This window comes from Ralstonia sp. Ralssp135, assembly GCF_047304345.1.
In the GTDB taxonomy this organism is placed as follows: domain Bacteria; phylum Pseudomonadota; class Gammaproteobacteria; order Burkholderiales; family Burkholderiaceae; genus Ralstonia; species Ralstonia chuxiongensis.
Map to the genome: position 1 here is coordinate 52,025 of NZ_JBGLYZ010000030.1, position 12,954 is coordinate 64,978.

At 66.4% G+C, this 12,954-nt stretch carries 10 protein-coding genes; 5 read left to right on the forward strand and 5 right to left on the reverse strand.

The window, feature by feature from the left end:
• Positions 1-84 precede the first annotated feature (84 nt).
• From ACCD03_RS18970 to ACCD03_RS18980, 3 genes are read left to right on the forward strand one after another with little or no spacing between them, the layout of a single operon-like run.
• Complete coding sequence (locus ACCD03_RS18970; protein ID WP_325649174.1) at positions 85-2,115, forward strand: alkaline phosphatase family protein; 2,031 nt, start codon at positions 85-87, stop codon at positions 2,113-2,115.
• Between the two features lie 30 nt (positions 2,116-2,145).
• Positions 2,146-2,340, forward strand: coding sequence for a hypothetical protein (locus ACCD03_RS18975; RefSeq protein ID WP_316671643.1), 195 nt, complete (start codon positions 2,146-2,148; stop codon positions 2,338-2,340).
• 36 nt (positions 2,341-2,376) lie between these two features.
• The gene (locus ACCD03_RS18980) at positions 2,377-4,536 is read left to right on the forward strand and encodes a phosphocholine-specific phospholipase C (RefSeq protein WP_325649170.1); all 2,160 of its coding nucleotides are present in this window, start codon (positions 2,377-2,379) and stop codon (positions 4,534-4,536) included.
• Positions 4,537-5,105: 569 nt separating this feature from the next.
• Here ACCD03_RS18980 and ampD read toward each other — a convergent pair.
• Genes ampD through ACCD03_RS19005 form a run of 5 tightly spaced genes read right to left on the reverse strand, consistent with a single transcriptional unit; the run spans position 5,106 to position 10,613 of the window.
• Complete coding sequence (gene ampD, locus ACCD03_RS18985; protein ID WP_045204790.1) at positions 5,106-5,702, reverse strand: 1,6-anhydro-N-acetylmuramyl-L-alanine amidase AmpD; 597 nt, start codon at positions 5,700-5,702, stop codon at positions 5,106-5,108.
• Entirely contained in the window at positions 5,695-7,317 is a 1,623-nt protein-coding gene (locus ACCD03_RS18990) for a sigma-54-dependent transcriptional regulator (protein WP_045204789.1), read from the reverse strand. Before ACCD03_RS18990 ends, ampD begins: the two co-directional genes overlap by 8 nt.
• Before the next feature lie 39 nt (positions 7,318-7,356).
• On the reverse strand, positions 7,357-9,396 hold the full coding sequence (locus ACCD03_RS18995; RefSeq protein WP_413412543.1) for an ATP-binding protein: 2,040 nt from the start codon (positions 9,394-9,396) through the stop codon (positions 7,357-7,359).
• On the reverse strand, positions 9,393-9,659 hold the full coding sequence (locus ACCD03_RS19000; RefSeq protein ID WP_253543010.1) for a hypothetical protein: 267 nt from the start codon (positions 9,657-9,659) through the stop codon (positions 9,393-9,395). The genes ACCD03_RS18995 and ACCD03_RS19000 overlap by 4 nt, the downstream gene beginning before the upstream one ends.
• A gap of 45 nt (positions 9,660-9,704) precedes the next feature.
• Complete coding sequence (locus ACCD03_RS19005) at positions 9,705-10,613, reverse strand: inner membrane protein YpjD (protein WP_325649624.1); 909 nt, start codon at positions 10,611-10,613, stop codon at positions 9,705-9,707.
• A gap of 173 nt (positions 10,614-10,786) precedes the next feature.
• On the opposite strand from ACCD03_RS19005, the gene ffh reads away from it, so the two are divergent.
• Positions 10,787-12,202: a signal recognition particle protein gene (gene ffh, locus ACCD03_RS19010; RefSeq protein WP_045204785.1), complete on the forward strand. Its 1,416-nt coding sequence runs from the start codon at positions 10,787-10,789 to the stop codon at positions 12,200-12,202.
• A 68-nt stretch (positions 12,203-12,270) separates the two neighbouring features.
• Positions 12,271-12,819, forward strand: coding sequence for a hypoxanthine-guanine phosphoribosyltransferase (locus tag ACCD03_RS19015; protein WP_024979154.1), 549 nt, complete (start codon positions 12,271-12,273; stop codon positions 12,817-12,819).
• Positions 12,820-12,954 lie beyond the last annotated feature (135 nt).

The window sequence follows — 12,954 nt, forward strand, 5'->3', positions numbered from 1 at the left end:
ACCCTACGCTTCGGTCGCATTGCAGGGAGCGCAATCACAGCGGCGGGACACGGAGCGCCGCACACAACGACCGAGGAAATCGACATGGCTTGGAATCAACCCGCCCGCCGCCTGCTGACGGCTGCGCTGGGCACGACGGTGGCCGCTACGCTGGCGACCACCTTGACCGCATGCGGCGGCGGCGACGGCAGCCCCATCGCCAACCAGGGCAACACGGATGCGCCGACCACCGGCGCCAGCAAGAAAGTGCTGGTGGTCGGGGTGGACGGTGCCACCTATGCGCAGGTGCAGAGCGCGCTCCTGCAGCGCAGCTTGCCGAATCTGGGCGCCCTGTCGGTGGTGCCGGCTTCGACGGGTGGCACGCTGGGCACCACCACCGCCCAGCCGCCGCTGGACACACCCAGCTGGGCCACCGTGCTGACCGGCACCTGGCAGAACCGCCACAGCGTGACGGACGACACCGTCACCACCCTGGCCGCCCCGAGCGTCTTCAGCTATGCGCGCAGCGCCGCCAAGGCGGCCGGCACCACGCAACGCCTGGGCGCCGCCGTCAGTTCGGCCGTACTGCCCGCGCTGCTCAAGGCGGATCAGCAAGCCGGCAATCTCGACACGCTCGTCGACTGCGCCCAGGTGGACACCTGCGTGACGCAGAACAGCGTGAAGCTGGTGCAGTCCGGCTACGACGTCGTCTTCGCGCAATTCACCGCGCCGGCCGCCGCTGCGCTGGCCTCGGGCCTGCAAAGCGATGCGTACGCGGCTGCGCTGGCCAACGTCGATCAGGCGCTGGGCACGTTGCAAGCCGCCATCGCCCAGCGCCGCACCGCCAACCCGAACGAAGACTGGCTCGTTGTCGTCACCACGAGCCACGGCCTGGACACCACGGGTGCCACCACGTCGGCGCCGACGCTGGAAAACCGCACCGCGTTCATTGCACTGAACAAGAGCGTCAATCCGGTGCTCGGCAAGAACGGCATGGCCGCGCCCACGTCGGAAGCCACGCTGGCGGCCCTGCCGAGCGAGGCTGACATCGTGCCGACCGTGCTGGCGCAATTGAACGCCGCCGTGCCGGCTACCGCCCACAAGCTGGATGGCGCGGCGCTCACCGCCAACGCGATCGGCGTGCGCAACCTCCAGAGCACTGTGGGCGCGTACAGCGCATCGCTGGTGCTGAACTGGCAGAACCCGACAGCAGCGAGCGGCCCCATCACCGTGCTGCGCGACGGCAAGCCGGTTGCCACGCTGCCCGCCACGGCCACGCAGTACACCGACAGCAACATCGCCACCGCAAGTGGCATCTACCGCATCAACTACACGCTGGTGCGCAACAACGTGCCGGTGTCGATGCTTGCGCAGATCGCCTACGTTGCGCCGACGCCGCTGGCGACGTCGCTCACCAACGGCCTGGCCACGTATTACAGCTTCGATCCGCTGCCGCCAACTGACCGTAAAGCCAGTTCGACGATCGGCCCGTGGGTGGCAGGCGCCGACGGCGGTTCTGCGGTAACCGACCCGTTTGGCGGCACGGCGCTTTCGGTCGACTCGCGCATCGACGCCTACAAGCTCACGCAGAACGGCGCCGACATCGCGCTGAGCCCGCAGTTCACGATTGGCTTCTGGTTCAAGTCGGATTGCACGCAGGGCAACGGCACCGGCGAGCCGATCCTCGCCAACAAGGACTACTACTCCGGCTCCAATGCGGGCATCGCCATCGGATTGTGGGGCGGCTGCGAAGTGCGCTTCAACCTGGGCAGCGGCGGCAAGCGCGACGACATCCAGGGCATGAAGTTCAGCGCCAACCAGTGGGCCTATCTCGCCCTGTCGGTCGACGCGCAGGCCAAGCTTTTCAGCGCTTACATCCTTGACCCGGTACTCGGCGTGCAGAAGGTGGAAGACAAGGCCATCGCCAATACCGACGTCACCAAGCTCAATGGCCTGGCCACCAAGGTCTGGGGCCTGAACGACGACGCCACGCACAACTACGTGCCCAACAACCCGGGCTCGCTCAAGGGCGTGATGGCCTACGACGACCTCGCCATGTGGACGCGCCGGCTGACGCTGGACGAACTCAAGACGATCAACGGCTCGCACCAGCCGCTGTCGTCGCTGAACCCCTGATCCCCTCCCCCAACCCGAACGAGATCGCTCATGAAGCCCTTCATCAACCCTCTCGCGCGGCCGCACTGGCTGGCCGCCGTGCTGCTGTGCGCCGCCACCTTGTCGTTGACAGCCTGCGGCGGCGATTCGAACGACGGCGCGCCGAGCACGGGCCCTGGCGCCGCCCAGCCGGATCAACCCGGCCAGCCGCCGGCCAACAAGCCGACCCTGCACTGCGCTCCGTAACGCGCGGCTTCCCATCGACTTGCGTTTGAGACCGACATGACTTCCGACACGAACCACGCCAACAACGGCAGCCGCCGCAACTTCCTCAAGATGGCCAGCACGGGCGCGATTTCCGCCGCCGCGCTCGCCGCCTTCCCGCCGTCGATCCGCCGTGCGCTGGCGATTCCCGCCAACAACGCCACCGGCACGATGCGCGACATTGAACACGTGGTGATCCTGATGCAGGAGAACCGCTCGTTCGACAACTACTTCGGCACGCTGCAAGGTGTGCGCGGCTTCGGCGACCGCTTCCCCATCCCGCTGGCCGGCGGGCTGAACGTCTGGCAGCAGACCTACGTGCCAAGCAGCGGGCCGAGCCGCACAGTGTTGCCGTATTACCTCGACAGCAGCGCCGGCAACGCGCAGCGCGTCTCGGGCACGCCGCACAGCTACCCCGATGCCCAAAACGCATGGGACCTCGGCCGCATGAGCAAGTGGCCGACCTACAAGCAGACGCAGTCGATGGGCTATTACAAGCAGGCCGAGCTGGACTTCCAGTTCGCGCTGGCCAACGCCTTCACGCTGTGCGATGCGTACCACTGCTCGTTCCACGGCGGCACCAACACCAACCGCCTGTTCCACTGGACGGGCACGAACGACCCGACGGGCGCTGCAGGCGGCCCGGTCATCGACAACAGCGGCGACCACCTCGACGCCGGCGTCACGTACAACTGGAAGACCTACCCGGAACGCCTGCAGGCTGCCGGTGTGTCGTGGAAGGTCTACCAGAACATGCCGGACAACTTCACCGACAACCCGCTCGCGGGCTTCAAGGCCTACCGCGATGCCAACACCGCGCGTGGCAACCTGGCCGACGGCAGCCCGTTCCCACCGTACACGCCGGCCGACGAAACCGTCAGCCCGCTCATCAAGGGCGTCGGCAACACCATGCCCGACGGCGGCTTCCTGCAGGCCTTGAAGGACGACATCGCCGCAGGCCTTCTGCCGCAGGTGTCGTGGATCGTGGCACCGGCCACGTATTCCGAGCACCCCGGTCCGTCGAGCCCCGTGCAGGGCGCGTGGTACACGCAGGAAGTGCTCAACGCGCTCACCGCCAACCCGGCCGTGTGGAGCAAGACCGTGCTGTTCATCAACTTCGATGAAAACGACGGCTTCTTCGACCACGTACCGCCGCCCGCAGCCCCCGCCTATGACAACGGCGTGCTGGCCGGCAAATCGACGGTCAGCACGGCCGGCGAATACCACACGGACCAACACCCGTATGGCCCCGGACCGCGCGTGCCGATGTACATCGTCTCGCCGTGGAGCCGCGGCGGCTGGGTCAACTCGCAGGCGTTCGATCACACCTCGGTGCTGCGTTTCCTGGAACTGCGCTTCAACGTCAAGGAGACGAACATCAGCGCATACCGTCGCGCCGTGCTGGGCGACCTGACCAGCGCCTTCAACTTCGTCAACCCGAACAACGAAACGCTGCCGACGCTGCCCAGCCGCGACAAGGCAACCGCCGACTCCATCCGCACCGCGCAAGGGTTGCAGCCGCAAGTGCCGCTGCCCTCGGTGACGGCGCAGCAGATGCCGACACAAGCCACCGGCACCCGCCCCTCGCGCGCCCTGCCGTACGAGCTGCATGTCAGCGCGCGCGAAGACGCCACCAACCGCGCGCTGCGTCTCATCTTCAGCAACACCGGCACGGCCGCCGCCGTCTTCCACGTGTACGACCGCCTGCATCTGGACCGCGTGCCGCGCCGCTATGCGGTCGAGCCCGGCAAGATGCTCGACGATGCGTGGGACGTCTTCACGGCAGACAAGGGCAAGTACGACCTGTGGGTGCTCGGCCCCAACGGCTTCCACCGCGCGTTCTCGGGCGATGTGAGTGCCATGTCGGCAGCGGGATCAAGCGCACCGGAAATCCGCGTCTGCTACGACCTGGCCAACGCCGAGGTCTACGTGACGATGATGAACACCGGCACCGCCGGCTGCACCTTCACCGTCAAACCCAACGCCTACCGCACCGACGGCCCGTGGACGTTCGACATCCCGGCTGGCAAGCAGCTCGACCAGCACTGGCCGATCGCGCGCCAGGGCAACTGGTACGACTTTACGGTGACGGTGCCGCAAGGCGGCTTCACGCGGCGCTTTGCCGGCCGCATGGAAACGGGCAAGGACAGCGTGTCCGACCCGGCGATGGGCGCCTGAGGCAGGTCGCGAAGTAGAAAGAGAAGCAAGGGAAGATGCGGGCGGCCCCCGAAAGGAGGCTGCCCGCTTGCGTTTCGGCGCGTGCGTAGGGCGTGCGGCCCGCGACGTGTCGGCCTCGGAGGGTCGAACGCCGCGGTTTCACCCCGACGCTTGGGCTTCACACCACGACGCTCGAGGCGTTTACCCACGCGCGCGGGGCTCAGACCGCCGTGCTCCGAGGTCCGACAGTCGTGCGCGAGCCTCAGACCATGGTGTCGTTCGCGGATTCATCGACGGAATGAACCTCGGACGATCGCGCTCCACGGTTTCACACTCGCACTCGAGCCTCGGACCATGACGCTCCACTGTTTTACTGTCGTGCGTGAGCCTCAAACAGTGGAGACATCGACAGTTTTACCCTCGTGCGCGACCCTCGGACTGCGGCATTCCACGGTTTTAGGCTCGCGCGCGATACCTGGACATTGACGTTCCACAGTTTCACCCTCGCGCCTGAGTCTTCGAGGGTGACACTCCACGGTTTTACCCTCGCACGTGAGCTGCAGACCGTGAGGCGTCAGGGGGTTGTCGCGTCAGAGCGCGTGCTGATACGGAAACAGCGCCGCGTTGAACCCGCCGAGCGCCCGCAGATGCGCCCAGTCGAAATGCGGCCCCGGATCGGTCTTGCGGCCCGGTGCAATGTCCGAGTGCCCGGCAATCGCCGTAATGGGATACGCCGCGCAGATCGCCCGCACCAGCGACGCCGTGGTGGCGTACTGCTCGGGCGTGAAGGGCAGATCGTCGGTGCCCTCGATTTCGATGCCGATCGAGAAATCGTTGCAGCGCGTGCGGCCGAAAAAGTCCGACGCACCGGCATGCCACGCGCGCGCATCGCACGATGCAAATTGCACGCATTCGCCCGTGCGGCGGATGAAGAAATGCGCCGACACGCGCACGCCGCGCAGCTGATCGAAGTACGGATGCGCGTCGCAGTCGAGCGTGTTGGTAAAGAAGTTGAGCACGTGCTCGGTGCCGAAGTCCGCCGCGGTCTGCGCAGGCGGCAGGCTGATGTTGTGCAGCACGATCAGGTCGATCGGCATGCCTTCGGGCCGCGCGTCGATATTCGGCGACGGATGCCGGCACGCGCCATCGACCCATCCGTCAGCGCCGATATGCAACCGTTCAGGCATCGCCGTTCAACCCATTTTCGGCGGGTTCACCCACCCCGCCAGACGGCGCTTCAATGTCGCGCGGGTCACGAATGCCAAGTTGCTGCATGCGATAGCGCAACTGGCGGAACGACAGTCCGAGCAGCTTGGCGGCCGCCGTGCGGTTAAAGCCCGTCTGGTCCAGCGCGGCCAGGATCACGTTGCGCTCAACCGACTCCAGATAGGCCGGCAGATCGATCGGCAATGCCACGCTCGGCAGCGACGGCTCCGCCGGCTGCGCTACGGGGGCCGGCTCGGGCTGTGCCACCGGTTGCGGCATCCCCAAGGGGCTTGGCACCGGCGACGGCATGTAGACGGCATCAGGCCAGCTTGTCATCGGCGGCGACATCGGGTGATGGGCCGCTGCGGCAGCCTGCGCCTCGCGCGTGCGGTGAAACAGCGGCGAGCGCTCGATCTCGGCGCCCAGCGCGCCAAGGTCATCCACGTCGATCGACTCGCCTTCCGCAAAGGCGTAGGCGCGCTCCAGCAGGTTCTCCAGCTCGCGCACGTTGCCCGGGAACGGGTACGCGCACAGTTGCTGCAGCGCCGGACGGGTCAGGCGCTTGGGGCGCGGGTCGCCGTAGCGGCTGGCGAGCTGTTCGAGCAGCACGCCGGCCAGCACGGGCACATCTTCGGTCCGCTCGCGCAGCGTGGGCATGCGCAGTTCCAGCACGTTCAGGCGGTAGAACAAGTCTTCGCGGAAACGGCCGGCGGCCACCAGCCGCGCAAGGTTCTGGTGGCTGGCGCAAACGACGCGCACGTCGACCGGGTCTTCGCGGCTCTCGCCGATCTTGCGCACGCGGCGCTCTTGCAACGCACGCAGCAATTTCACCTGCATCGTGAGCGGCAGGTCGGCCACCTCATCGAGCATGAGCGTGCCGCCATTGGCCGCTTGGAAGAAACCCTGGCGATCGCTGTCGGCGCCGGTAAAAGCGCCTTTCACGTAGCCGAAAAACTCGGCTTCCATCAGGTTCTCAGGAATCGCGCCGCAGTTGACCGCCACAAACGGCCGCGATGCACGCGCAGACAGCGCATGCACGGCACGCGCCGCACGCTCCTTGCCGCTGCCCGATTCGCCGCTGATCACCACCGGCGCCATGCTGCGCGCCAGGCGCATCAGCGAACGGCGCACTTCCTGCATCGCGGCGGAATGGCCGGGCAGCAGGTCGTTGGTGCGCTCCACCAAGTCGGCATTTCCGGGATCAGGATCGCGTTGCTGGCGGCCCAGCGCGTTGAGCACGAGGCTGCGCAACTGGTCGAGCGAGAGCGGTTTGGCGATGTAATCGAACGCGCCGGCCTTGAGCGCTTCGACCGCGTTCTCGGCGCTGCCATAAGCGGTGATGACGGCCACCGGCGTGCGATCTGCCGTGGCAGAGAGCTGGCGCACGAGCTCGATGCCCAGGCCATCGCCCAGGCGCATGTCGGTCAGCACGAGCGCGAAGCGCTGGCGGGAGAGTGCCTCGCGCGCTTCGGCCAGCCCGCTGGCGAGCACGACGTCGTGCCCCATGCGGCGCAGGGAAATCTCCAGCAGCTCGCGCAGGTCGGCTTCGTCATCGACGACGAGGATGGGTTCGCGAACGATGGCGGCTTTGGACATGGATCAGCAGATGGTCGGCAGAAATTCGCGGCCAGCAGATCATTCCGCTACGGCCAAGGCAGGTTGGTCAAACATCAGGGTGATGACGAAGGCGCGGCGCGGCAACGTGTCGCGCGCCTCCATGGTCAACGCTCCGGTGCGATCGAGCAAGGATTCCAGTGCAATGGCGCCGTAACGGATCTGCGCATCGTTGGCACTACACAACTCGCGCGCCATGTAGAGGCCCAGGCCAGTGCCTTGGGCGTCATTCGTGAAGAACGGCTCGAACAGACTGCGTTGCTGCTCGGTCGGCACTTCCGGGCCGTCGTTCCAGATCACGAGTTCGGCATGGGTATCGTCCAGCGCGTAGGCCGCCAGCTGGATCGAACCGGGCACACGGCGGCAATAGCGCAGCGCGTTGTCGAGCATGTTGCCCACGACCTGCTGCAACTGCGCCGGGTCGAACAGCACGGGCTTGTCCAGGTCGACCGCCACGCGCACGAGGTTCGGGTTGATCTCGGTTGCTTCACCTGCGCGGCGCAGGGCCTCGGCACGCCAGCGCTCGACGACTTCCGGCAGCACCTGCGCCAGTTGCACGCGCACGCGTTCGCCACGCGGGCGGCGCGAGAGCATCAGCACGTCGGCGACCACCTGGTCGAGCCGGCGCACGTTGTCACGGATGATGCGCAGCAGGCGCGTCTCCACGCCGGAGCTTTCCGGGCGCACGTGTGCGCCGCCATCCTGGCCGTCGCCCGGATCGTCCAGCAGTTCTGCGGCCTGGCTGATCGCGGCCAGCGGGTTGCGGATCTGGTGCGCGACGCTGGCCACCAGCCGCCCCATCGAGGCCAGCTTTTCCTGCTGCGCCTGCTCCGCCACACGCTCCCAGCTTTCCACATGGACCAGCACGGTGTCATGCAACTCGTGGCGCAGAAACGCTTCGTCGTCCACCGACCAGCCCTGTGCGGTGGCCTCGGCCGATGGAATACGCGGACGCATCTCGGCGCCCTCGCCCGGCAGGCCCAGGCCGATCGAGCTGACGAGGCTATCCATATAGACGCTGCGCAGGTTGGCCAGGCTCGGCAGGATGAAGCGCAGGCGCAGGCGGGCGCTCAACATGGCGCGGCCACCCCGGCCGCCCGAGGCAATGGGCAGCAGGTCGAGGATGCGCGGTGCATCGTCGTCACCGGTGCCATCGGTGGGACGGCTCTTGCGGCGCAGCCACTGGCGCAGCATTTCGAGCAGCGGGCGCAGGTGCGGCACGTCCTTCAGGTCAAACAACATCGCACCGCTGCCGACAAACGCGCTCTGCGGCACGCCCAGCAGCATGGCTGCGGCCGGGTTGGCGGCAACGACGCGGCCATCGGCACGCACCAGCATCACGCCGTCCTGCATGTCGTAGACCATCAGGCGGTTGACGAGCTGTTGCAGGCGCAGCTCGCGCTCGCGGGCCATCGTCAAACGTTCCTGCGCGATCTGGCGGTGCGACAGGCCGTACATCATCGACGCGGCCATCATGTAGACCAGGCCGTACAGCCCGGCAGATGCCAGCCCCGGCGCAATCACGCCGTCGCTCATCATCTGCAGGAACGGATCGGCCAGCACCACGATCGAGGCCACGGCCGCTGTGAACAGCGCAAACAGCAGGCTGGTGAGGGCGCCGGCGGCCAGCACGGGCACCAGCAGCACCATCGCCACGCTAGCCGACAGGCGGGAGAGCGCGGCATACGCCAGCCCCAGGAACAGCAGATCGAGCACCACGTCCAGTCGCACGCGGAATTGGAATCGCGTGCGCCACCAGCCGGCCGCCGCCAGGATCAGCAGGGCCATCGCCAGATATGGCAGCGTCAGGCTGAGCAGGGCGTCGCTATTGGGCAGGCCGACTGCGTCGTTGTGCTCGCGCGGCACCATCACGAATAGCAACAGCACCAGCGCCACGGCTGCGCGGCTGAAGGCGAAATAGCGCAGCAAGCGCCATTGGAATTCAGGCGGATCGGGCTCCAGCCAGACCGAACGGAGCGCGCGCCAGGCGTTCAGGCGCGCGAGCAGGCTGCGCGCGGCGGACGGCGTTGCCCGCGCGGCACCCGACGCTTCGGGCGTCATGTGTTGCCTCGGTCAGCATGCTCGGGGCAGCGATAGCGGCCGCCCGGCAGCGCGATCATGCCGGTGCGCGGTGCATGCACACCGCACACGGCACATTGCTCGATGGGTTGCGAGGCCTGGGGCTCAGGAGTGCGCTTGGCCGCGCCCTGCCCGCGCGGGGCTGTCTGGCCCTGCCCAGAAGAGCGGGATGAGCGCGTCCCAAGGCGGCTCAACCACCACCAGCCGGCGAGCAGCATCAGGATCAGCAGGACAGGACGGGACATGGAGAACAGACAAGGACAGGTAACGGCGCAGGCGCCAGGGGCGCGCTAGGCGCGATGCAGGATGACTTCGAGCACGAAGCGGCTGCCCACGTACGCCAGCAGCAGGATCGCAAAGGACGCCATCACCCAGCGCAGCGCCACGCGCCCGCGCCAGCCGCGAAAACGCCGACCGATCAGGATGCCGCCGAACATCGCCCACGACAGCACGGCAAAGATGTTCTTGTGATCGAAATGGAAGGCGCTGTGGAACAGTTGCTCGGAGAACAGCACGCCCGAGGCGATCGTCAGCGTCAAGAGCACGAAGCCCGCGCCTATCAGGCGGAACAGCAGTTTTTCGAGCGTAAGCAGCGGCGGCAGCAGATCCAGCCAGCGGCTGAACCAACTTGCCTCCGGCCGGTTGATCGTGTGCAGTCGGCGCTCTGCAGCCAGCATGAGGATCGCGTGGAATGCCGCCAGCGTGAACAGCCCGTAGGCGACGTTGGCAATGGCGAAGTGCAGCTTGAACAGCGGGCTGGCCGCATAGCCGAGAATTTGCGTGCCAGGGAAGGCCACCGGCAACAGGCTTCCGATCAGTGCCACCGGCATCACGAGCAGGCCGAGGCCGGCAAGCGAGAAGAAGAGGCTTTCGATCCAGAAAATGCCCACGCCCAGCCACAGCATGGCTGAAAGCGCATAGGCAAAGCCAAATACCATGGCGCTGGCCGGGAAGATCGTCTCGTGCAGCAGGAACCCGTGCACGATCAAGGCGGCCAGCAAACCCCAGCGCCACCAGGCCGGGACAGTGTCGGCAGCGCCCGGGGGCGGCGGAACGAGCACCGTGGCGCCCGGCGATTGACCGCCTGCCGCCATGGCTCCCGCCGGGGCCTGGGCACCCAGTCCACCGCGTCGCGCCCACGCTACCGAAGCGAGGGTGCCGTAGAGAAGCGCCGTCAGCGCATACAGTACAATTGCCATTTGCACAGTTTACCGCAGCGCACCCCGGTTTTGGCTGGGGCCTGCCCCCGCCGAAAGCCTCGTTGGGCGGGAACGCAACATGCGCGCATTAAGCACGTTCCCTGCCGGTGCAAGCCAAATGCGCGCCGGCCTCCTCTTCATCCCGTTCCCAATTCCGGATCCCTGTCACTGTCATGCTGGATAACCTGACCCAACGGCTTGCGCGCGTGGTCAAGACCATGCGCGGCGAAGCGCGCCTGACCGAAGCCAACACCGCCGAGATGCTGCGCGAAGTCCGCCTGGCACTACTCGAAGCCGACGTGGCGCTGCCGGTCGTGCGTGAGTTCATTGCTCGCGTCAAGGAAAAAGCGCTCGGCGAAGACGTCATCACGAGCCTTTCGCCTGGCCAGGCGCTGGTCGGCATCGTGCAGCGCGAACTGACGGCCATCATCGGCGGCCAGGAAGCGCTGGAAGGCGTCGGCAACAACATCATGGGCGGCCGCGCGGCGGAGCTGAACCTCAACGTCACGCCGCCCGCGATCATCCTCATGGCCGGTCTGCAGGGCGCGGGTAAGACCACCACGGTCGGCAAGCTGGCCAAGTGGCTCAAAGAAAACAAGAAGAAGAAAGTGCTGACGGTGTCGTGCGACGTGTATCGCCCCGCCGCCATCGCCCAGTTGAAGACCGTTTCCGAGCAGGTCGGCGCGGACTTCTTCCCCTCTCAGCCCGACCAGAAGCCGGTAGATATTGCCGCTGCAGCACTGGACTGGGCCAAGAAGCACTACCACGACGTGCTGATCGTCGATACGGCCGGCCGTCTCGGCATCGACGAGGCGATGATGCAGGAGATCGCCGCGCTGCACGCCACGCTCAAGCCGGCCGAAACGCTGTTCGTGGTCGACGCGATGCTCGGCCAGGATGCCGTCAACACCGCCAAGGCGTTCAACGACACCCTGCCATTGACCGGCGTGGTGCTCACCAAGCTCGACGGTGATGCGCGCGGTGGCGCTGCGCTGTCGGTACGTCACATCACGGGCAAGCCGATCAAGTTCGTCGGTGTGGCCGAAAAGCTCGACGGGCTGGAGCCGTTCTATCCCGACCGCATGGCCCAGCGCATTCTGGGCATGGGCGACATCCTTGCGCTGGTGGAAGAAGCCCAGCGCGGTGTCGACATGGAAGAGGCGCAGAAGCTTGCGGCCAAGATCAAGAAGACCGGCGGCTTCGACCTCGAAGACTTCAAGGCCCAGATCGGCCAGATGAAGAAGATGGGCGGCCTGGGCAGCCTGATGGACAAGCTGCCGGCACAGTTCGCGCAACAGGCGCAGGGCGCCAACATGGACCAGGCGGAAAAGCAGGTCCGCCGCATGGAAGGCATCATCAACAGCATGACGGCCGCCGAGCGTGCCAAGCCCGAACTCATCAAGGCGAGCCGCAAGCGCCGCATTGCCGCCGGTGCGGGCGTGCAGGTGCAGGAAGTCAACCGTCTGCTCAACCAATTCGAGCAGATGCAAGGCATGATGAAAAAGCTCAAAGGCGGCGGCATGATGAAGATGATGCGCGCCATGGGCGGCATGAAAGGCGGCATGAAGGGGATGTTCGGCGGCCGCTGAGCGGGCTACCCTCCTTCCTGAATCGCACCTTTGATCCACACACCGAACCGTTTTACCGAACTGACACGATGCTGAGCGCAGAACAGGCCCGCGAACTCTGGGCCAACTCCGAAGAAATCGTCAGCGAAGACGCCGTGCGCGGCTCGCTGGACCGCATGGCCGAACAGATCACCGAGAAGATCGGCGACACCTTCCCGATGGTGCTGTCCGTGATGGGCGGCGCGGCTGTCTTTACCGGCATGCTGCTGCCCAAGCTGGCTTTCCCGCTGGAGTTCGACTACATCCACCTCTCTCGCTACAACAACAAGACGGTGGGCGGCGAGATGCAGTGGCGCGTGGCACCGCGTGAGTCGGTCAAGGGCCGCACGGTGCTGGTGCTGGACGACATCCTCGACGAAGGCGAAACGATGGCCGCCATCCGCTCGCGCATCATCGACATGGGCGCCGCCGAGTTCTACTCCGCCGTGCTGTGCGAGAAGACGCTCAGCAAGTCCAAGCCGCTGTACCCGGACTTCTGCGGCTTCAACGTGCCAGACCGCTACGTGTTTGGCTGCGGCATGGACGCCAAGGGCTACTGGCGCAACCTGCCGACCATCCGCGCGCTCAAGAACACCTGAGGCGGCACCGCGGGCAAAAAAAAAAGGCGGCCAAACTGTCGGCCGTTTTTTTTTTACCCCCCGCGGGCGTCAAAACTGTATGGCGGAACTGCGGGTGGCCCTTAGGAGCCTAGACCCCCGCCTAGGCCCCCAAAT

Excerpts from the sequence above, each read along its gene's own strand:
- ACCD03_RS18970 (WP_325649174.1), top strand. The coding sequence starts at position 85 with ATGGCTTGGAATCAACCCGCCCGCCGCCTGCTGACGGCTGCGCTGGGC.
- ACCD03_RS18975 (WP_316671643.1), top strand. The coding sequence starts at position 2,146 with ATGAAGCCCTTCATCAACCCTCTCGCGCGGCCGCACTGGCTGGCCGCC.
- ACCD03_RS18980 (WP_325649170.1), top strand. The coding sequence starts at position 2,377 with ATGACTTCCGACACGAACCACGCCAACAACGGCAGCCGCCGCAACTTC.
- ampD (WP_045204790.1), bottom strand. The coding sequence starts at position 5,702 with ATGCCTGAACGGTTGCATATCGGCGCTGACGGATGGGTCGATGGCGCG.
- ACCD03_RS18990 (WP_045204789.1), bottom strand. The coding sequence starts at position 7,317 with ATGTCCAAAGCCGCCATCGTTCGCGAACCCATCCTCGTCGTCGATGAC.
- ACCD03_RS18995 (WP_413412543.1), bottom strand. The coding sequence starts at position 9,396 with ATGACGCCCGAAGCGTCGGGTGCCGCGCGGGCAACGCCGTCCGCCGCG.
- ACCD03_RS19000 (WP_253543010.1), bottom strand. The coding sequence starts at position 9,659 with ATGTCCCGTCCTGTCCTGCTGATCCTGATGCTGCTCGCCGGCTGGTGG.
- ACCD03_RS19005 (WP_325649624.1), bottom strand. The coding sequence starts at position 10,613 with ATGGCAATTGTACTGTATGCGCTGACGGCGCTTCTCTACGGCACCCTC.
- ffh (WP_045204785.1), top strand. The coding sequence starts at position 10,787 with ATGCTGGATAACCTGACCCAACGGCTTGCGCGCGTGGTCAAGACCATG.
- ACCD03_RS19015 (WP_024979154.1), top strand. The coding sequence starts at position 12,271 with ATGCTGAGCGCAGAACAGGCCCGCGAACTCTGGGCCAACTCCGAAGAA.